General features: G+C 71.8%; 15 protein-coding genes. 7 read left to right on the forward strand and 8 right to left on the reverse strand.

Annotated elements, in window-relative coordinates; translation table 11 throughout:
- Positions 1-10 precede the first annotated feature (10 nt).
- The 5 genes from ACF062_RS29365 to ACF062_RS29385 form a co-directional block, all read right to left on the reverse strand.
- On the reverse strand, positions 11-1138 hold the full coding sequence (locus ACF062_RS29365; protein WP_392142657.1) for an aromatic ring-hydroxylating dioxygenase subunit alpha: 1128 nt from the start codon (positions 1136-1138) through the stop codon (positions 11-13).
- Positions 1139-1151: 13 nt separating this feature from the next.
- The gene (solA, locus tag ACF062_RS29370; RefSeq protein ID WP_392142658.1) at positions 1152-2306 is read right to left on the reverse strand and encodes an N-methyl-L-tryptophan oxidase; all 1155 of its coding nucleotides are present in this window, start codon (positions 2304-2306) and stop codon (positions 1152-1154) included.
- A 70-nt stretch (positions 2307-2376) separates the two neighbouring features.
- On the reverse strand, positions 2377-4842 hold the full coding sequence (locus tag ACF062_RS29375; protein ID WP_392142659.1) for an FAD-dependent oxidoreductase: 2466 nt from the start codon (positions 4840-4842) through the stop codon (positions 2377-2379).
- The gene (locus ACF062_RS29380; RefSeq protein WP_392142660.1) at positions 4839-5924 is read right to left on the reverse strand and encodes an S-(hydroxymethyl)mycothiol dehydrogenase; all 1086 of its coding nucleotides are present in this window, start codon (positions 5922-5924) and stop codon (positions 4839-4841) included. The genes ACF062_RS29375 and ACF062_RS29380 overlap by 4 nt, the downstream gene beginning before the upstream one ends.
- 238 nt (positions 5925-6162) lie before the next feature.
- Positions 6163-6906: an IclR family transcriptional regulator gene (locus ACF062_RS29385; RefSeq protein WP_392142699.1), complete on the reverse strand. Its 744-nt coding sequence runs from the start codon at positions 6904-6906 to the stop codon at positions 6163-6165.
- Positions 6907-7182: 276 nt separating this feature from the next.
- Between ACF062_RS29385 and ACF062_RS29390 the strand changes: the two genes are divergently transcribed.
- A complete protein-coding gene (locus ACF062_RS29390; RefSeq protein ID WP_223773444.1) occupies positions 7183-7506 on the forward strand; it encodes a bifunctional 3-phenylpropionate/cinnamic acid dioxygenase ferredoxin subunit in 324 nt (107 codons plus the stop codon).
- A 44-nt stretch (positions 7507-7550) separates the two neighbouring features.
- Positions 7551-8798: an NAD(P)/FAD-dependent oxidoreductase gene (locus tag ACF062_RS29395; RefSeq protein ID WP_392142700.1), complete on the forward strand. Its 1248-nt coding sequence runs from the start codon at positions 7551-7553 to the stop codon at positions 8796-8798.
- 154 nt (positions 8799-8952) lie between these two features.
- On the opposite strand, the gene ACF062_RS29400 is transcribed toward ACF062_RS29395, so the two are convergent.
- Positions 8953-9450, reverse strand: a complete 498-nt coding sequence (locus tag ACF062_RS29400; protein WP_392142701.1) for a hypothetical protein — start codon at positions 9448-9450, stop codon at positions 8953-8955.
- A gap of 450 nt (positions 9451-9900) precedes the next feature.
- On the opposite strand from ACF062_RS29400, the gene ACF062_RS29405 reads away from it, so the two are divergent.
- From ACF062_RS29405 to ACF062_RS29425, 5 genes are all read left to right on the forward strand, one after another.
- A complete protein-coding gene (locus tag ACF062_RS29405) occupies positions 9901-12804 on the forward strand; it encodes a nitrate- and nitrite sensing domain-containing protein (protein WP_392142661.1) in 2904 nt (967 codons plus the stop codon).
- Positions 12801-13241 (forward strand): roadblock/LC7 domain-containing protein, encoded by a 441-nt coding sequence (locus ACF062_RS29410; protein WP_223773441.1) that lies wholly within the window; start codon positions 12801-12803, stop codon positions 13239-13241. The genes ACF062_RS29405 and ACF062_RS29410 overlap by 4 nt, the downstream gene beginning before the upstream one ends.
- 102 nt (positions 13242-13343) lie before the next feature.
- Entirely contained in the window at positions 13344-13775 is a 432-nt protein-coding gene (locus ACF062_RS29415) for a DUF742 domain-containing protein (RefSeq protein WP_392142702.1), read from the forward strand.
- Positions 13776-13800: 25 nt separating this feature from the next.
- Positions 13801-17460: a hydantoinase B/oxoprolinase family protein gene (locus ACF062_RS29420; RefSeq protein WP_392142662.1), complete on the forward strand. Its 3660-nt coding sequence runs from the start codon at positions 13801-13803 to the stop codon at positions 17458-17460.
- Positions 17441-18046, forward strand: a complete 606-nt coding sequence (locus ACF062_RS29425) for an ATP/GTP-binding protein (protein ID WP_392142663.1) — start codon at positions 17441-17443, stop codon at positions 18044-18046. Before ACF062_RS29420 ends, ACF062_RS29425 begins: the two co-directional genes overlap by 20 nt.
- 60 nt (positions 18047-18106) lie before the next feature.
- Here ACF062_RS29425 and glpK read toward each other — a convergent pair whose 3' ends face one another.
- Together glpK and ACF062_RS29435 are read right to left on the reverse strand one after the other, a co-directional pair.
- Complete coding sequence (gene glpK / locus ACF062_RS29430) at positions 18107-19627, reverse strand: glycerol kinase GlpK (protein ID WP_392142664.1); 1521 nt, start codon at positions 19625-19627, stop codon at positions 18107-18109.
- A gap of 45 nt (positions 19628-19672) precedes the next feature.
- On the reverse strand, positions 19673-20428 hold the full coding sequence (locus tag ACF062_RS29435; RefSeq protein WP_392142665.1) for an MIP/aquaporin family protein: 756 nt from the start codon (positions 20426-20428) through the stop codon (positions 19673-19675).
- Positions 20429-20790 lie beyond the last annotated feature (362 nt).

The raw sequence follows: 20790 nt of genomic DNA on the forward strand, positions 1-20790 counted from the left end.
GAGCGTGCCGCTATGTAGCGAGCGTTTTGGTGAGCCACTCGTGGAAGTGCCCGATGTGGTGCTCGGTCGGCACCAGCACCCCGCCCTCGCGGTAGGCGCGTGACGCCATCGCGGGCTGGGTGCGCTCGCAGGCCGCGAAGTCCTGGGTGTTGACCCGGTGGAAGAGCTCCACGGACTTCGACAGGTCGGCGCCGGACGCGACGACGTCGGGTGCGTACAGCCAGTCGCACTCGACGATCGTGCGGTCCTCGGCCGTAGGGAACATCCGGTGCAGGATCACGTGGTCGGGGACGAGGTTGACGAAGACGGCCGGCTTCACGGTGATGGCGTAGTAGCGGCGGTCCTGGTCGTCCGCGACCTCGGGGAGGCGGCCGAATCCCGCGCTGCCGTCGACCGTGAAGCCGCCGACCTCCTCACCGAACGCGGCGCCGTGCCCTACGTAGTACTGCGCGGCGAAGCCGTCGGCGAACTCCGGCAGCACGTCCGTCAGCTCGGGGTGGATCGTCGCGCAGTGGTAGCACTCCATGAAGTTCTCGACGATCAGCTTCCAGTTCGCCCGTACGTCGTACGTGATGCGCCTGCCGAGGGCGAGCCGCTCGGTGCCGTACCGCTCGATCGATGCCGCGTCGCCCAGCCGTTCGACCGCCGCGCCGATCACGGTCTCCTCGAAGGAGGGCGGTTCATCGGCCAGACACACCCACGCGTAGCCGAGCCACTCCCGCAGGGCGACCCTCACCAGGCCGTACGCGGAGCGGTCCACGTCCGGCATCTTCACCAGGTTGGGCGCGGCGATGAGCTTGCCGTCGAGGTCGTACGTCCAGGCGTGGTACGGGCATTGCAGGGCGCGGCGGACCTGCCCGGACTCCTCCGTGCACAGGCGGGCACCGCGGTGTCGGCAGACGTTGAGGAAGGCCCGCAGCTCCCCGGTGCGTGAACGGGTGACCAGAACGCTCTCCCGGCCGACCCGGACCGTCCGGAAGGCGCCCGGCGCGTCGAGGTCGGCGGCGCGCACCGCGCAGAACCAGAGGGCTTCGAAGACGTGTTCCTGCTCCTGCCGGAAGACTTCCGGGTCGGTGTAGTAGTGGCCGGGAAGCGTCGCGATGAGGCTCTGCGACGGGAACTGGGGTGTCGTCGTCACGGTGGCGTACTCCTCAAGCGGGCGCGGCGGTGAGGCGGCTGGGGTCGAAGAGCTCGATGGGGTGCGCGGTGGCGCCGTCCAGGGCCAGGTCGGCGACGATCTCGCCCACCACGGGCACGAACTTGAAGCCGTGCCCGGAGAATCCGGCCGCGACGGTGACCGACCCGGGGTGCGCCGGGTGGCGCGCGATGACGAAGTGCTCGTCGGGGGTGTTGGAGTACATGCAGGTCGCGGCCTTGAGGAAGTGGCCGGGGAGCGACGGGATGAGCCGTCCCACCTGCTCGGCCATCGCGGCGACCTCCTCCTCGTGCACCGTCCGCTCGATGGTCCGCGGAGTGCAGGGCGTGCCCTTGCGGAAGAAGGCGACCTTGGCTCCGAGCTCCGGACCGTCGATGGACGGGAATCCGTACACCTGTACGCCGTGCGCGTCCTCCCAGATGTAGATCGGGTGGTTCTCCGGGAGGAACGGCCGTACTCCGCCGGTCGGCTGGAACCAGTACATGACCTGCCGCTCGATGCTGAACGGCACGCCCAGATCGGTGAGCAGCTCAGGTGCCCACGCGCCCGGACAGATCACCAGGCCGCCCGCCGTGTAGGTGTCCTCCGCGGTGTGCACGCGCACACCGTCCCGGCAGGGCTCCCAGCGTGTCATCGGCTCCTCGAAGTGGAGGTCGGCGCCGTCGCGGGTGGCGAGCTGGAGGTGGGCGGCCACGGTGTTCTCGGGGCGCACGAGCCCCGCCCGCGCCTCGTAGAGCGCCACTTCGTCGTCGTGCGGGGTGAGGGTCGGGAAGCGGCGGCGGATCTCCTTGGCGTCGAGCATCTCGTGGGGCAGGCCCCACCGCTCGGCGGAGAGCAGCGAGCCGGAGACGGGGCGGCTGTCGGGGCGCCCGAGCATCACACCGCCGCACAGGGTGGCGATGTCGCGGCCCGTGTCCCGTTCGAGGCGGTCGTAGAGCTCGTACGCGCGCAGCAGCAGCGGTACGTACGCGGGGTCCTCGAAGTAGGACTGCCGGGTGATGCGCGAACCGCCGTGACTGGAACCGCGGTTGTGCACCGGGCCGAACCTCTCCAGGCCGAGGACGCGGGCGCCGCGCGCGGACAGGTGGTGGGCGGCGGCGCTGCCCATGCCGCCGAGGCCGATCACGATCACGTCGTAGGTGGGGGACACCGGGCGCCTCCTGGCGGCTACGGGTCGATACGGGACATCAGGGGGAGCAGCCTCTCGAACCGGCCGGCGGCTAGCGGCGGATGCGGGTCATCTCCGGGTCGAACAGAGGCTCGACGGCGACCGTCGCCGGCACCTTCTCGCCGAAGTACTCCACGTGCACTCCCGTGCCCGTCTCCAGAGGCGGCAGCCAGGCGTACGCCACGCAGCGGCCCAGCGTGTAGCCGTACGAGGCGCTGGTGACGTACCCGACGGGGGCGCCGTCGACGTAGACGGGTTCCTTGCCGAGGACGACGGCGGCCGGGTCGTCCAGGAGGAGGGCGGTGAGCCTGCGGGTCGGCGCCCCGAGCTCTTCGAGTGCCGAACGCCCCACGAACTCCCCCTTGTTCATGCGGACCGCGAAGCCGACGCCCGCCTCGTAGGGGTTGTGTTCGCTGGTCATGTCGTGGCCCCAGGCGCGGTACCCCTTCTCCAGGCGCAGACTGTTGAAGGCCGAGCGCCCCGCCGCGATCACGCCGTGCGCCCGTCCCGCCTCCCACAGCGTGTCCCACAGGCGCAGCCCCAGGTCGGCGGTGGTGTACAGCTCCCAGCCCAGTTCACCGACGTAACTCAGGCGCATCGCGGTCACCGGGACGTGCCCGATGTACGTCTCCTTGGCCTTGAAGTAGCCGAACGCCTCGTGCGAGAAGTCGTCGCGGGTGAGCGGCTGGACGAGCGCGCGGGCCAGCGGGCCCCAGACGCCGACGCAGCAGGTCCCCGAGGTGATGTCCCTGAGCTGTACGTCGTCCGGGGCGTGCCGCAGCAGCCAGTCCAGGTCGGCGGGGGAGTTGGCGCCCACCTGGAAGCGGTCGGGAGCCAGCCGCGCCACGGTCAGGTCGGAGCGGATGCCGCCTGCCTCGTTGAGCAGCAGGGTGTAGGTGACCGAACCGGGCTTCTTGGCGAGGTTGTTGCTGGTCATGCGCTGGAGGAAGGCGAGCGAGCCGGGCCCAGTGACCTCCAGGCGGCGCAGGGGCGTCATGTCGTACAGGGCGACCCCCTCGCGCGTGGCGCGCGCCTCGGCCGCCGCGATCGGGGACCAGTGACAGGCCGCCCAGGCATCGCGCGGCGGCACCTCGATGCCCTTGGCCAGGGGCGCGTTCGCCTCGTACCAGTGCGGACGCTCCCAGCCGCCGCCCTCCAGGAAGACCGCGCCGAGATCCTGCTGGCGGGCGTGGAAGGGGCTGACCCGTAGGGGGCGCGGCTCGGCCGGGGGCTGGAGCGGGTGGATGACGTCATAGACCTCGATGAACTGCCGTGCGCCGCGCTCGGCGACGTACGCGGGGGAGCGCTGGGCGTCCTCGAACCGGGTCAGCTCGCACTCGTGCAGGTCGAGCGAGGGCCGGCCCTCGACCATCCACTCGGCGACGGCCTTGGCGACGCCCGCGGAGTGCGTGACCCAGACGGCTTCGGCCAGCCAGAAGCCGCGCAGCGCCCGCGACGGGCCGAGCAGCGGCATGCCGTCGGGGGTGAAGGAGAAGACGCCGTTGAAGCCCTCCTCGATCTCGGTCTCCTTGAGGGAGGGCATCAGCCATCGGCACTCCTCCCAACTGGGCGCGAAGTCCTCCTCGGTGAAGGGGTACGACGACGGCATGTCCTCGGCGTCGTCGTACGCGGGCACGGTGAACGGGTCGACGGGCAGCGGCCGGTGGGCGTACGAGCCGATGCCGATGCGGTCGGCGTGTTCACGGAAGTACAGGTCGCGGTCCTGGAAGCGCAGGATGGGCCGCGACGCCTCGGCGTCCGGGCCGGTGACGCCCGCCGTCCCGGGCAGCGGACCCGTCTTCGCGTACTGGTGGGCGAGCGGCAGCAGTGGTACGTCCACACCGGCCATCCGCCCGACCACCGGTCCCCAGAAGCCGGCCGCCGAGACGACGTGGTCGGCGGGGAAGGTGCCGCGGTCGGTGACGACGGCCGCCACGCGATCGCCGTCCCGTTCGATGCCGGTCACGGTGTGCCGGTCCAGAAAACGTGCTCCACGCGCGCGTGCCCGTTCCATCTGCGCCCGGCAGGCGGGCACGGCACGGGCCAGGCCGTCGTCGGGCGTGTACAGGCCGCCGTGGAGCCGGGTCGCGTCGACGAGCGGCCACAGTTCCTTGCACCGCTCGGGGCCGACGAGCTCGGCGCGGACGCCCCACGAAGCGGCGAGACCGGCCTTGCGGTGCAGATCGGCCCAGCGCTCGGGCGTGGTGGCCAGCTCCAGGCCGCCGACCGGCAGGAAGCAGGAGAGCCCGTCGACCTCCAGAGAGGTGAACTTCTCCACCGTGTACGCCGCGAACGCGGTCAGGGTCTTGGAAGGCCCGGTCCGGAAGACCAGCCCCGGCGCGTGTGACGTGGAGCCGCCCGGCGCGGGCAGCGGCCCCTGGTCGAGCACGGTGACATCGGTCCAGCCGCGGGCGGTCAGCTCGTCGGCGAGCGAGCAGCCGACGATCCCGGCGCCGATGACGACCACGCGGGGCCGTGCCGTCGGCCCCACCGTGGCGTGCGCGGCGGAGCGCCTCACAGGACCACCACCGAGCGCAGCACCTCACCGCGCCGCATGCTCGCGAAGGCCTCCTCCACCTGGTCCAGGGTGATCGTCTCGGAGACGAAGCCGCCGAGGTCGAGACGGCGGCTGAGGTACTGGTCGACGAGGATCGGGAAGTCCCGCGTGGGCAGGCAGTCGCCGTACCACGACGACTTGAGGGCGCCGCCGCGCGAGAAGAGGTCGATCAGCGGCAGATCGACCGTCATCTCCGGATCAGGCACCCCCACCTGCACCAGCACACCCGCGTGGTCGCGCATGTAGAACGCCTGCTTGTACGTCGACGGGGTGCCGACCGCGTCGATCGCGACATCGACCCCGTGCCCGCCGGTCAGCTCGCGCACGGCCACCACGGGGTCGGTGCCGCGGGAGTTGACGGTGTGCGTGGCGCCGAACCGGGTCGCCCCGTCCAGCTTCGTGTCGTCGATGTCGACGGCGATGACGCGCCGCGCCCCGGCCAGGGACGCCCCGGCGATCGCGGCGTCGCCGACACCGCCGCAGCCGATCACGGCGACGGTGTCGCCACGGCCCACCCCGCCGGTGTTCACGGCGGCCCCGTACCCCGCCATCACGCCGCAGCCGATCAGGCCCACGGCCTCGGGGCGCGCCGCCGGGTCGACCTTCACCGCCTGGCCTGCGGCGACCAGCGTCTTCTCCGCGAAGGCGCCGATGCCGAGCGCGGCGCTCAGCGGTGTGCCGTCGAGAAGCGTCATCGGCTGGTCGGCGTTGCGCGAGTCGAAGCAGTACCAGGGGCGCCCGCGGAGACAAGAGCGGCAGGTCCCGCAGGGCGCCCGCCAGGCGATCACCACATAGTCGCCGAGGGCGAGATCGGTGACGTCCGCGGCGACCGCCTCGACGGTGCCCGCCGCCTCATGGCCGAGCAGGAACGGGAATTCGTCGTTGATCGCGCCCTCCCGGTAGTGCAGATCCGTATGACAGACCCCGCAGGCCTGCACGGAGACGAGCACCTCTCCGGGGCCGGGATCGGGCACGACGATCGTCCGCACCTCCACGGGTGCGCCCTTCTTCACGGCGACGACGGCACGGACCTCATGGGGCACGGCCAGCCTCCTCTGCGCTTGCGCACGGCTCGACGGCATGGATGCGTACGGCACGGCGGTGCTGTTGCGTAGTGCACGATCGGTTGCGCTATGAGAGACATAGTGGGAACGCCATCAAGAGGCCGTCAAGAGGGCGTGGTCAACCCTTCGCAAAACAGCGGAGGCGTGCCGGAACATGGCCGATACGCGCGTGGGCGGGACCAGGAACTCCTGGTCCCGCCCACGGGGTGCTCTCCGGTCAGAAGCCGTATCCCATCCGCCGGGAGAGCTCCACGGCCGCCGCGACCGTGCGCTTGGCCAGCTCGGTGAGGCGGTCCTCGGTCAGCCGGTACACCGGCCCCGACGCGCTGAGCGCGCCGATCACCTTGCCGTCGTGCGCGCGCACCGGCGCGGCGACCGCGGCGAGGCCCACCTCCAACTCCTCGACGGCGACCGCGAAGCCCTGCCCCACGACGGCCTCCAGCTCGCCGCGCAGCGCCGCCGTGCCGGTCACCGTGTGCTCGGTCAGGCGGGGCAGCGTGCGGGCCAGCAGCCCCTCCCGCAGCGTCGTCGGCAGGTGCGCGAGGAGCACCTTGCCGCTGGACGTGGCGTGCAGTGGCGTGCGCCGGCCGAGCCAGTTCTGCGCGGTCACCGACGCCGGGCCGCGCGCCTGCATGATGTTGACCGCCGCGTCGTCGTCCAGGACCGCGATGTTGACGGTCTCACCCACCTCGTCGGCGAGTTCGCGGCAGACCGGGCCGCCCTCCTGGGAGATGTCCATGCGCACTGCCGCCGCCCCCGCGAGGCGGAGTACGCCCGCACCCAGGAAGTACTTCCCGCGATCCTTGGCCTGGCCGACCAGGCCGCGGTTCTCCAGCACCCCGAGGAGCCGGAACGCCGTCGACTTGTGGACGCCCAACTCGTCGGCGATCTCCGTCACCCCGGCCTCGCCGTGCCGCGCGAGGATCTCCAGGACGCTCACCGCGCGGTCCACGGACTGCACGGATCCGGCGGTCGTCCTGGGCGGCCCCTCCCGTGGCTCGCCCTTCGGCCCACTGCTCTGATCAGGCTGTTTCCGCGTGCCGGTCATGACTCGACTCTCACCACCTGGCGGCCTGTAGCAGCCGCGTCTTCGGGAAGCCCTTGACGCGACGGGCACCCCGACCGGATTCTGTTGCGCATAGCGCTCCCTCGTGCGCCATGCGAAACATCATGTTACCGAAGGGTCCTGGCCCGAGAAGGGGCGAGGACCGGGCCTAACGACATCAGAGGGGGGCCCATGATTCCCGTATGCCGCCTCGAAGACCTCCCCGCGGGCGAGTCCGTCCGCCTCGACACCACGCCGCCCGTCGCGGTGTTCAACGCCGACGGTGAACTCTTCGCCATCGACGACACATGCAGCCATCAGGACGCCTCCCTCTCGGAGGGGTGGCTGGAGGGCTGTCTGGTCGAATGCCCGCTCCACGCCGCGTCATTCGATCTCCGCACCGGGCGACCCACCTGTCTGCCCGCCCGCAGGCCCGTCCGCACCCACCAGGTGTACGTCGAGGACGGCGTCGTCCACGTGCGCCTGGCCGCCGCCGAGGAAGGCTCCGCCGCATGAGCTCTGTCACCGGGGGCCGCATGGGCTCTGTCACCGCGGGCCGCATGAGGACCGTCACCGTGGTCGGGGCCTCGCTCGCGGGGCTGTACGCGGCGCGGGAACTGCGCGCCCAGGGGTTCGACGGGCGCCTGGTCGTCGTCGGTGCCGAGCCGCACCGGCCCTACGACCGGCCGCCCCTGTCCAAGGGCTTCCTCACCGGAGGCGGCGCCGAGGACCAACTCGCCCTGGCCGAACCGGAGGAGACGGCGGAGCTGGCCGTCGAGTGGGTCCTCGGCACGCGCGCGCGGGCCCTCGATGCGCGTGGCCGCATGGTCGTCCTCGACGACGGCCGCACACTGGCGAGCGACGGCGTGGTCATCGCTACCGGGGCGTCCGCGCGGCGCCTGCCCGGCCCGGCTCTCACGGGCGTCCACACCCTGCGCACCCTGGACGACGCCCGCGCGCTGCGGGTGGAGTTGGTCCGTGGCCCGCGGCGCGTGGTCGTGATCGGCGGCGGCTTCATCGGCGCCGAGACCGCGTCCTCGTGCGTGGCGCTCGGCCATGACGTCACGGTCGTCGAGGCCGCGCCCCTGCCGCTCGCCGCCCACCTCGGGACGGAGATGGCTGCCGCGTGCGCGGGGCTGCACGCGCGCGGTGGCGCACGGCTGCTGACGGGAACGGGGGTGGCCGCACTCCGGGGCGACGCGCCGACACCCGCCCGTGGCGGCGCCGTCACGGGCGTGGAGCTGTCCGACGGGCGCCTGCTGCCCGCGGACGTGGTCGTCGTCGGCATCGGGGCCACGCCCTGCACCGACTGGCTCGCGGGCTCGCCCCTCGCCCTGGACGACGGCGTCCTGTGCGACGACGGCTGCGTCACCGCGCTGCCGCAGGTCGTCGCGGTGGGCGATGTGGCCCGCGCGGGCGGGATCCGCGCCGAGCACTGGACGAGCGCCACGGAGCAACCCCGCGTGGCGGTCAGGAACTTGCTCGCCGGGCACACGGTCGAGACGCTCCGCCCACTGCCGTACTTCTGGTCGGATCAGTACGGCTCCCGTCTCCAGTTCGCCGGGCGGCGCCGCGAAGGCGACACCGTACGGATCGTCGAGGGCTCCGCGGAGGCCGTGGGGGAGGGCGGCTTCCTCGCCGTCTATGAGCGCGCCGGCCGCAGGACCGCCGCCCTCGCGGTCGATCGCGCCCGGCCGTTCATGAAGGTGCGCAGAGAACTTGTGGCCGCTGCCGAAGAGGCCTCGGAGGAACCCGAGACCTCCGAGGAACCCACTGCCCGGACCGCGAGGCCGCCCGTACAGGTCTGAGCCGGCCGGAGCGGCGTCCCGTACAGGCCTGAGCCGACCGGGCGGGACCGGGATCCTCCGTCGGCCCCAGGGCTGTCCGGCGCGGGAGCGCGGCCGCCCCGCGCGCCGCCACGACGACACCGTCCGGCGAAGCCCGCGGCAGGGTGACGCCCCCTCAGGAATGCGAGAGCTGGCCCGCGCCGCCCCGCCTGCGTATGCGCACCTTGCCGCGCGCCGCGACCCGCGCCTGCCGTCGGGCCCGGCGCCGCTCGCGCCGCAGCTGTCGCGCCGTGCTGCTCGGCATGGACACCACGCCGTGCCGTTGCTTCCACACCTGCCGGGTCACCCATACGTCGAGCACGCCCCAGGTGGCCACGATCGTGCTCGCCACGCTGCTCAGCACCATGGGGAAGGAGAGCCAGGACCCCGCGAGGGCGGCGAGGAAGGCGACCATCGCCTGCACCAGGGTCACCGCCACCAGGATCACGGCCCGGACGGCCGCCGTCCGGACCGGATCGGGCAGCCGCCTCCTACGGGCGGGCTCCTCGACCCACAGCGGCGGACGGGACGCCGGGCGCTCGTCGTCCCCCTGCGGGGCGGCTACGCGCGCCGCTGTCCTCTCGTCCCCGCCATTGCCTGACACCGACGCCTCGTGGCGCTCTGCCGTGCCCATCATTTCGTCACTCCCCCGCTGCTTCGCGGCCGTTCACGAACATCTTCCGGGGACGCCTCTGGCCCAACTCACCTGTGGCTGCCCGGTTTACTGCGCTTTATGCCGCCTGCCCCGCGGCCCGCCCTCTCCCCGAGGACTCTTGACCGTCTCTCCTGATCGACGAACGAGAGATCGGAAAGATTCCCGTTCCGGTTCCGCGAAGCGAAGTATTCCGGCCAACTGGCGTACGTACGACGGGGGATGGACCCCGGCGGCAGGCGTCACGGGCTGGGACGCAATCTCCCGTAATGGAGGGACAACTGCGGACGTCTCTTTCGCGTCACGGCCGAAAAGCGCTCGGAAGCGTCTTCGAGTTGCTCGTGTGTCAGTAGTAGGCTCGCGCCGTTTGTTGACGCACATGTGTGCCCCTGGCCCGTGCAACGGCCGCAGGGGGCCGATCTGGGGGAGGCCATGCGCTTTCGCGGGAAGTCCATCCGCCGGAAGATCGTGGCACTGCTGCTCGTGCCGCTGGTTTCCCTGACCGCCATCTGGGGCTTCGCCACCGTCATCACCGGCCGCGAGGCGAGCGCCCTGCTCGACACGGCCAACGTCGTCGACAAGCTCGGATACCCGATCGAGGACACGGTCCGCGTCGTCCAGCAGGAGCGCCGCCAGACCCTCGTCTACCTCGCCGACCCGCGCGCGTCCGACGCCCTCGCGGCCCTGCGCCGCAGCCGCGACGCGACCGATGACATGATCGCCGAGGTCCGTACGAACGCCAAGGACCCGGACCTGCGCGACAGCATCGACGAGAGTTCGCGCAAGCGGCTGACCTCGCTCCTCGACGCCTTCGACGGCATCGAGTCGCTGCGCCGCACCGTCGAAGAGGGCACCATCACCAGGGCCGGCGCCCTGAAGATGTACACCAAGCTGATCGACCCCTGCTTCGGCCTGCTCACTACCCTCAACGGCTTCGCCTACCTCGACGACGTCAGCCTCGACCAGCAGGGCCGCGCGCTCGTCGGCGTGACACGCGCGCGTGAACTGCTCTCCCGCGAAGACGCGTTGCTCGGCTCCGCGCTCGTCGCGCGGCGCCTCACCAGGTCCGAGATCCGGCAGGTCGCCGAACTCAGGGCGCAGCGTTCCCTGCTGTACGAGGTGAACCTCGCGCCGCTTCCGGAGGACGACCGCGGCCGCTACGAGCGCTATTGGAACGGCGCCGACACCACACAGCTGCGCAAGGCCGAGAAGGACGTCATCGAGTCCGCGCCCGGCACCCCGCGCGCGGTGACGTCCGCACACTGGGACGCCGCCGCGGGCCGGGTCCTGAAAGACCTCGCCGAGCGCGACGTCGAAGCGAGCGACCGCTTGAGGGACCGCGTCGAACCGGCCGCCGTCGGCGTGGTCGTGCGTGTCGTCCTGGCCGGCGTCCTCGGGCTCCTCGCGCTGCTGGTCTCGGTCTTCCTGTCCGTACGCATCGGCCGCGGTCTCATCCGTGACCTGCGCCGTCTGCGACTGGAGGCCCACGAGGCCTCCGGAGTCCGGCTGCCGGGCGTGCTGCGCCGCCTGGCAGCCGGCGAACAGATCGACGTGGAGACCGAGGCGCCCCGGCTGACGTACGACAAGGACGAGATCGGCCAGGTCGGCCAGGCCCTCAACACCCTCCAGCGCGCCGCGGTCGAGGCCACCGTCAAACAGGCCGACCTGCGGCGCGGCGTCTCCGAGGTCTTCGTCAACCTCGCCCGCCGCAGTCAGGTCCTGCTGCACAAGCAGCTCACGCTCCTGGACACCATGGAGCGCAGGACCGAGGACACCGACGAGCTCGCCGACCTCTTCCGCCTCGACCACCTGACCACCCGCATGCGGCGGCACGCCGAGGGCCTCGTCATCCTCTCCGGGGCCGCCCCGTCCCGGCAGTGGCGCAAGCCCGTCCAGCTCATGGACGTCGTACGGGCCGCCGTCGCCGAGGTCGAGGACTACGAACGCATCGAGGTGCGCCGCCTGCCGCGCATCGCCGTCACCGGCCCGGCCGTCGCCGACCTCACGCACCTGATGGCCGAACTCCTGGAGAACGCCACGGTGTTCTCGCCCCCGCACACCGCCGTCCAGGTCCTGGGCGAGCACGTCGCCAACGGCTTCACCCTGGAGATCCACGACCGGGGGCTCGGCATGGCCCCCGACGCCCTGCTGGACGCCAACCTCCGCCTCGCGGAGACCCCCGAGTTCGAACTGTCCGACACCGACCGGCTCGGCCTCTTCGTCGTCAGCCGACTCGCCCAGCGCCAGCGGGTCCGCGTCTCCCTGCAACCCTCCCCCTACGGCGGTACGACCGCCGTCGTCTTCATCCCCGAGGCCCTGCTCACCGACGACGTCCCCGACACCGGCGGCGTCGGCTTCCGGCTCGACCGGCCGCAGGCCAAGGAGGCCGCGGCGAGCACCGACAAGGCGGCGGACCGCGCGGCGGCCCTGGCCCAGGTCCCCGTGCAACTGCCCGGCCTGCCCGCCTCCCTGCTCGACGGCCCCGTCGAGCTCGAGGCGCCCGTCGGCATGGCGGACCTCGACGGCTTCCCCGGCGCGCTCGGCGACGACGACAGCGAGCGCGGCGACCTCTTCCGCCCCCGCCGCCGGGCACCCGGCGCGCCGGGCGAACACCAGCACGCCCGCGACGACCGGGAGTCCGGCCACCCCGGGCCCATCCGCCGCGACGTCCCGCAGTCCCGCCTCGACGACGACCCCGCCGATGACACCCGCCCCGGTGATCCCGTGCCGCTGCCGCGCCGCAGGACCCCGAAGCTGGTCAGCTCGCACGGCCGCCCCGTCACGCACGGCAGGTCCCAGGAGGGCAGGCCGCTGGCCCCGGCGGCGGAGGACATGACTCCGGAGCCCTCGCAGCCCCGGCCGCGGTCCGCCTGGCCCGACCTGTCCCCGCCGCACCGCGACGTCACCGCCGCCGAGGGGTCGCTCGACTCGCTCGACCTTCCGCGGCGCACCCGCCGCACCGGCCCGCAGGGCGGCGCCGCTCCGGACCGCACCACCCGAGACCGCACCACCCCGGCAGGGGCCGAGACCAGGCCCCGCCCCGCCCCGGAGCCCCTCGCGGACGTCGACCGGGACCGGAGCACCACCACGACCGTCCTGGGCGGACTGCCCCGCCGGATCCGGCAGGCCAATCTCGCCCCGCAGTTGAAGGACGGACCCGACCGCCGCTCCGAGCGCGCCGAGACCCGGCCGGAGGAGCGGGACGCGGAGGAGGTACGTAGCCGCATGGCCTCGCTTCAGCGGGGCTGGCAGCGCGGCCGCGACGAGAATGCCGCCGGCGACGACGCCACGGACGGCACAGCACCAGGAACGACATCTGAGGGGAACGGTCGATGACCGCACCGAAGGCCGACGCACGCACCGCCACGACCGGGGGGCCGGGTGAGCTGAACTGGCTCCTCGACGACCTGGTGCAGCGCGTCGCCAGCATCCGCAAGGCACTCGTGCTCTCCGGGGACGGCCTGCCCACCGGCGTGTCCAAGAACCTGACGAGGGAGGACAGCGAACACCTCGCCGCCGTCGCCTCCGGGTTCCACAGTCTCGCCAAGGGCGTGGGCCGCCACTTCGACGCGGGCAAGGTCCGCCAGACCGTGGTCGAGCTCGACGACGCGTTCCTCTTCGTCACCGCCGCGGGCGACGGCAGCTGCCTCGCCGTCCTCGCGGAAGCGGATTCCGATGTCGGCCTGGTCGCATACGAGATGACGCTGCTGGTCAAGAGGGTGGGTGTGCATCTGGGCACGGCGCCGCGCACGGACCTGCCCGCGGGAGGGTAGTGGGAGGTCATGAGCGACGACGGCAGAGGAACGCAGAGCACGCAGAGGACACAGAGAACGCAGAGGGCACAGCGCGCGCAGAGGGCACAGAGAGCACAGACCCTGCGGGGCTTACCGGGCACAGCCGCGGCGAGGGGGGCGCCGGAACCACAGCAGACGCCCCGCTGGTTCGACGACGAAGCCGGTCCCGTGGTGCGCCCGTACGCCATGACGCGCGGGCGCACCACGAGCCCCGCACAGCACCGCCTCGACCTGATCGCGGTCGTCATCGCCGAGGACTGGGCCGCCGGCGCCCCGGAGGCGGACCAGACGCTGTCGCCCGAGCACGTGGACATCGTCGAGCTCTGCCGTGACACGCCGCAGTCGGTCGCCGAACTGGCGGCGGAACTCGATCTGCCCATCGGCGTGGTCCGCGTTCTGATCGGGGACCTGGTGGCCCACGAACTGGTGCACGTGACCCGCCCCGTTCCCCCCGCCGAGCTGCCGGACGAGAGTATTCTGCGCGACGTGATCAGCGGCCTCCGGGCGCTCTGAACAGCGCGGAAGCGGGAGTGGGAACGTGACTGGCTGGCAGTTCTGGGTCGACAGGGGCGGCACCTTCACCGACATCGTCGCGCGCCGCCCCGACGGCCGCCTGCTCACCCACAAGCTCCTCTCCGACAACCCCGCCCGCTACCGCGACGCGGCCGTCGCGGGTATCCGCGAACTGCTCGGCCGCGCCAAAGCAGGCGCCGACGACGCGACCATCGACGCCGTCCGGATGGGCACCACCGTCGCCACCAACGCCCTCCTGGAGCGCACCGGCGAGCCCACCGCCCTGGTCGTCACCCGCGGCTTCCGCGACGCCCTGCGCATCGCCTACCAGAACCGGCCCCGGATCTTCGCCCGCGAGATCGTGCTCCCCGAACTCCTCTACGACCGGGTCATCGAGGTCGACGAACGCGTCACCGCCGACGGCGAGGTCCTGCGCCCACCCGACCTGGAGGGCCTGAGCGGGCCCTTACAGGAGGCCTACGACGACGGGATCCGCTCCTTGGCCGTCGTCTGCATGCACAGCCACCTCCACCCCGCCCACGAACGTGCCATCGGTGAACTCGCCGCCCGCACCGGCTTCCCGCAGATCTCGCTCTCCAGTGAGGTCAGCCCCCTCATGAAGCTCGTCCCGCGCGGGGACACCGCGGTCGTCGACGCCTATCTCTCCCCGGTCCTGCGCCGCTATGTCCGGCACATCGCCGACGAACTGCACGGCGTACGGCTCATGTTCATGCAGTCGAACGGCGGGCTCACCGAAGCGGGCCGGTTCCGCGGCAAGGACGCGATCCTCTCCGGCCCGGCCGGCGGCATCGTGGGCATGGCCCGCATGTCGCGCCTCGCGGGCTTCGACCGCGTCATCGGCTTCGACATGGGCGGTACGTCGACGGACGTCTCGCACTACGCGGGCGAGTACGAGCGGGTCTTCACCACGCAGGTCGCCGGGGTCCGCCTGCGCGCGCCGATGCTCGACATCCACACCGTCGCCGCGGGTGGCGGCTCCGTGCTCCACTTCGACGGCAGCCGCTACCGCGTGGGGCCCGGCTCCGCGGGCGCCGTCCCCGGCCCCGCGAGCTACCGGGGCGGCGGCCCGCTCACCGTCACCGACGCCAACGTCGCCCTCGGCCGCGTCCAACCCGCCCATTTCCCCAGCGTGTTCGGTCCCGACGGCGATCAGCCCCTGGACGACGCGCTCGTACGCGACCGCTTCGCCGCGCTGGCCCGCGAGATCCATGAGGCGACGGGCGACGACCGCACCCCCGAACAGGTGGCCGAGGGCTACCTGCGGATCGCCGTCGCCGACATCGCGGGCGCCGTCAAACGCATCTCGGTCCAAAAGGGCCACGACGTCACGCGCTACGCCCTCACCACCTTCGGCGGCGCGGGCGGCCAGCACGCGTGCATGGTCGCCGACTCGCTCGGCATCCGCACCGTCCTCGTCCCGCCGATGGCAGGCGTCCTCTCCGCCCTCGGCATCGGCCTCGCCGACACCACGGCGATGCGCGAGCAGTCCGTGGAGGCGCCCCTGGAGGCCTCCTCGATGCCGCGCGTCCGCACGACCGCGGACGACTTGGAGAGCGCCGCCCGGGGCGAACTGCTCGCCGAGGACGTGCCCGCCGACCGCATCCGCGTCACGCGCCGCGCCCAACTGCGCTACGACGGCACCGACACCGCCCTGACCGTGGAGCTCACGGATCCGGACGACATGACCCGCGCCTTCGAGGCCCGCCACCGCGCCACCTACTCCTTCACCCTGGACCGCCCCGTCATCGTGGAGGCCCTCTCCGTGGAGGCCACCGGGATCACCGATCCGCCGGACCTCTCCGCACTCGCGGGCACCGTGACCCGGGGCACCCCGCGCCGCGTCCGGCTGCATACCGGCGGCGCCTGGCGCGACGTACCGCTGCACCGCCGTGAGGAACTGCCCGCCGGGCAGACCGTCACCGGGCCCGCGATCATCACCGAGGCCGGCGCCACGACGGTCGTGGACGACGGCTGGCAGGCGGCCGCGGCCCCGACCGGGCACCTGGTCATGGAACGCGTCGCGGAACCGGAGAGTTCCACCGCGAGCACCGCCGCCGACCCCGTCCTCCTTGAGGTCTTCAACAACCTCTTCATGTCCATCGCCGAACAGATGGGCGCCCGACTGGAGTCCACCGCCCAGTCGGTGAACATCAAGGAGCGGCTCGACTTCTCCTGCGCGCTCTTCGACCCCGACGGCAACCTCGTCGCCAACGCCCCGCACATCCCCGTGCACCTGGGTTCGATGGGCACCAGCGTGAAGGAGGTCATCGAACGCCGCGGCACCTCCATGCGGCCCGGTGACGCCTACGCCGTCAACGACCCGTACCACGGTGGCACCCACCTGCCCGACGTCACCGTCATCACGCCCGTCTTCGACAGACCGGGGGAGCATGGCACGTCGGGGGAGCGAATCCTGTTCTACGTCGCCTCGCGCGGCCACCACGCCGAGATCGGCGGCATCGCCCCCGGATCCATGCCCGCGAACAGCCGCACCATCGACGAAGAGGGCATCCTCTTCGACAACTGGCTTCTTGTGGAGGGGGGCCGGTTCCGCGAGGCCGAGACCCGGCGTCTGCTCACCGACGCCCCTCACCCGTCGCGCAACCCGGACACCAACCTCGCCGACCTGCGCGCCCAGATCGCCGCCAACCAAAAGGGCGTCGACGAAGTCGCCCGGATGATCGACGACTTCGGCCTCGACGTCGTCCAGGCGTACATGAAGCACGTCCAGGACAACGCCGAGGAATCCGTGCGCCGCGTCATCGACGTCCTGGAAGACGGCGAGTTCGCTTATCAAACCGACTCGGGGGCGACCATCAAGGTGCGCGTCACCGTGGACCGGGACGCACGCTCCGCGACCGTCGACTTCACCGGTACGTCCCCTCAGCTCGCCACCAACTTCAACGCACCCTTCGCGGTGGTCAACGCGGCGGTCCTGTACGTCTTCCGCACCCTCGTCGACGACGACATCCCGCTCAACGACGGCTGTCTGCGCCCCCTGCGCATCATCGTCCCGCCCGGCTCCCTCCTCGCGCCCGAGCCGCCCGCGGCCGTCGTCGCCGGGAACGTGGAGACCTCACAGGCGATCACCGGCGCGCTCTACGCCGCCCTGGGCGTGCAGGCCGAGGGGTCCGGCACGATGAACAACGTCACCTTCGGCAACGCCCGCCATCAGTACTACGAGACGGTGGCCTCCGGGTCCGGGGCGGGCGACGGCTTCGCCGGGGCGTCCGTCGTACAGACCCACATGACCAACTCCCGCCTCACCGACCCCGAAGTCCTGGAGTGGCGGCTGCCCGTCCTCCTGGAGGAGTTCGCGGTGCGGCGGGGCAGCGGCGGCAGCGGGAGGTGGCGCGGCGGTGACGGGGGAGTGCGCCGCATCCGCTTCCGTGAGCCGATGACGGTGTCGACGCTGGCCCAGCACCGCAGGGTCCCGCCGTACGGCATGGCGGGCGGTGCCCCGGGCGCGCTCGGCGCGGGCCGGGTGGAGCGCACGGACGGCACCGTCCTGGAGCTCGGCGGCAGCGACTCGGCCGACCTGGGCCCCGGCGACGTGCTCGTGATCGAAACCCCCGGCGGCGGCGGATACGGACCGGCCCCGCACGACACCCCCGATACAGGTACTGATCCAGGAGAAGTGAGCGATGATCTTCAGGCGTTCTGAGCGAGGCAAGGCCCCCGTCGAGCCGGTCACGCTGAAGATCCTGGTGGCGGGAGGCTTCGGCGTCGGCAAGACGACCCTGGTCGGCGCGGTCAGCGAGATCAAGCCGCTGCGCACCGAGGAGACCCTCAGCGAGGCCGGCCGGCCCATCGACGACACGAGCGGCGTCGCGGGCAAGCACACCACCACCGTGGCGATGGACTTCGGCCGCATCACCCTGCGCGACGACCTGGTCCTGTACCTCTTCGGTACGCCGGGCCAGGACCGCTTCTGGTTCCTCTGGGACGAGCTGGCGACGGGGGCGCTCGGCGCGGTGGTCCTCGCCGACACCCGCCGCCTGGAGGACTGCTTCGCCGCCGTCGACTACTTCGAGCGGCGGTCCATACCCTTCGTCGTCGGCGTCAACTGCTTCGAGGGAGCCGCCCGTTACCCCGCCGAGACCGTCCGCCAGGCGCTGGACCTCGACGAGACGGTGCCCGTCGTGCTGTGCGACGCGCGCGACCGCGAGTCCGTCAAGGAAGTCCTCATCCGCGTCGTCGAACACGCGATGGCGGCCGCCGCGGCGGCCAGGGAGCCCGTGACCACCTGACGTGTGTGCCCACGGCCCGTACCCCCGCCGACCGGGGTACGGGCCGCAGCTCCGCTCGGCTCAGCCCTCGCCGTCCTCCAGCCAGCCGAAGCTCCGCTCCACCGCCTTGTGCCAGTTGTGGAACTCCTTGTCCCGGGTGGCCGCGTCCATCCGCGGCGACCACTCGACGTCCTGCTGCCAGTGTGCCTTCAGCTCGTCGAGGTCGTTCCAGACGCCGGTCGCGAGCCCGGCCGCGTACGCGGCGCCCAGACACGTCGTCTCGGAGACCTTGGGACGGATCACCGGCACCCCGAGGACGTCCGCCTGGTGCTGCATCAGCAGGTTGTTCTTGGTCATGCCGCCGTCCACCTTGAGGGTGGTGATCCGCACCCCGGAGTCCTGGTACATCGCGTCGACCACCTCACGGGTCTGCCAGCTGGTGGCCTCCAGGACCGCCCGCGCGAGGTGCGCCTTGGTGACGTACCGGGTGAGCCCGGTGACGACACCGCGCGCGTCCGAGCGCCAGTACGGCGCGTACAGGCCGGAGAACGCCGGCACGATGTACGCGCCGCCGTTGTCGTCCACGCTCGCCGCCAGTGTCTCGATCTCGTCGGCCGAGCGGATGATGCCCAGCTGGTCGCGGAACCACTGCACCAGGGCGCCGGTGATCGCGATGGACCCCTCCAGGCAGTACACGGGCGCCTCGGAGCCGATCTTGTAGCCCATGGTCGTGAGCAGCCCGTTCTTCGAGGGAACGGGCCGGTTCCCGGTGTTGAGCAGCAGGAAGCTGCCCGTGCCATAGGTGTTCTTCGCCGTCCCGGTGTCGTAGCAGGCCTGCCCGAACACGGCCGCCTGCTGGTCGCCGAGCGCGGAGGCGACGGGCACTCCGGAGAGCTGCCCCACGGCCGTGCCGTACACCTCTGACGACGACCTGATCTCGGGCAGGATCGCCGCGGGGACGTTCATCGCCGACAGGATCGACTGGTCCCACTGGAGCGTCTGGAGGTTCATCAGCATGGTGCGGCCCGCGTTGGTGACGTCGGTGACGTGCTTGCCGCCGTCGGTGCCGCCCGTGAGGTTCCAGATCAGCCAGGAGTCGATGGTGCCGAAGGCGATCTCGCCCCGCTCGGCGCGCGCCCTGAGCCCCGGCACGTTGTCGAGCAGCCAGGCCGCCTTGGGCCCGGAGAAGTAGCTCGCGAGCGGCAGCCCCGTCTGCTCGCGGAAGCGGTCCTGCCCGTCCGAGCCGCCCAGTTCGTTGCAGAGACCCGAGGTGCGGGTGTCCTGCCACACGATCGCGTTGTGCACGGGCTTGCCCGTCGCGCGGTCCCACAGGACCGTCGTCTCACGCTGGTTGGTGATGCCCAGCGCGCTCACCTGGTCGGCGCGGAGCCCGGCCTTGGCGATCGCTCCCGCGACCACCGCCTGCACCTTGGACCAGATCTCGGTGGCGTCGTGCTCCACCCAGCCGGGCTTGGGGAAGATCTGGCGGTGCTCGCGCTGGTCCACGGCGACGATCGCGCCGTCCTGGTCGAAGATGATGCAGCGGCTGGAGGTGGTGCCCTGGTCGATGGCGGCGACGAATTTTTCGGAGCTGTCCGGCATGGCTACCCCTTGATGAGCTCGATGAGAGGACTCAGAAGGCTGCACTCAGAAGGCTGCGTTGTAGATGAGGCCCGCGAGGGCTCCGCCGATCAGCGGTCCGGCCACCGGAATCCACGCGTAGCTCCAGTCGGACGTGCCCTTGTTGGGGATCGGCAGGAAGGTGTGCACGATGCGCGGGCCGAGGTCACGCGCGGGGTTGATGGCATAGCCCGTGGGCCCGCCGAGCGAGAGACCGATGCCGACGACGAGGAAGGCCACGATCAGCGTCTGGGTGCCGGACTCGCCAAGGCCTTTGGTGAGGCCGAAGGCGAGGATCGGCAGCACCAGCGCGACGGTCGCGATGACCTCCGTGACGAGGTTGGCGACCGGGTTGCGGATCTCCGGGATGGTGGAGAAGATCCCGAGCGTCGGCGTCGGCTCGTGCGCCCCGGCCACCTTGTCCTTCACGCTCCGCGCGACATTGGCGTTGAACTGCGCGAGATAGACGAGATACGCGAGGACGGCGCCGAGCATCGCGCCGACCAGCTGCCCGAGCACATAGACCCAGACCTTGCCCCACTCGCCGGTGTCGACGGCGATGCCGAGCGTGACGGCCGGGTTGAGGTGGCCGCCGGAGAGCGGGCCCGCGGTGTAGGCGCCCGCGAGCACCCCGAAGCCCCATCCGAAGGCGATGACGACCCACCCGGAGGCCTTCGCCTTCGAATGGCTGAGCGTGACGGCGGCGCACACGCCGGCGCCGAGCAGAATCAGAATCGCGGTGCCGATGACCTCACCGACGAAGATGTCCCCGTTCGCGTACATGGCGGCTCCTAGGCCCTCGCCCGGGGCGGTGCGCCCCGGTCCTCCGTGCAGGGTGCGTTTCCCACGACTACTGCCTGGATGCGCCCGGCTGACGCAGCCGGAGGCAGGGAGTCTCCCGCGCCCCGCCCGGCGTCCATGACGAGCGTGCCGTCGCAGTCGTATCGCCCATGGGGGATGACCTGTTGACCAGGCCCTTCACGCTGACCCTGCACGCGCACAGAGGCTCTGAGCGCCGTGGAGCCGGGGTGCGGCGACGCCGACTGACACCCGGAAGTGTTCACCGGTGGTGATGGAGCGTCAAGGTCGCGGACGGCAACGGTTAACCGGTGCCGCGCCTTCCTCCCGAGCGCCCGCGTGGCGGA

Origin of the sequence: Streptomyces sp. NPDC015345, assembly GCF_043078805.1 — a bacterium.
GTDB lineage: Bacteria > Actinomycetota > Actinomycetes > Streptomycetales > Streptomycetaceae > Streptomyces.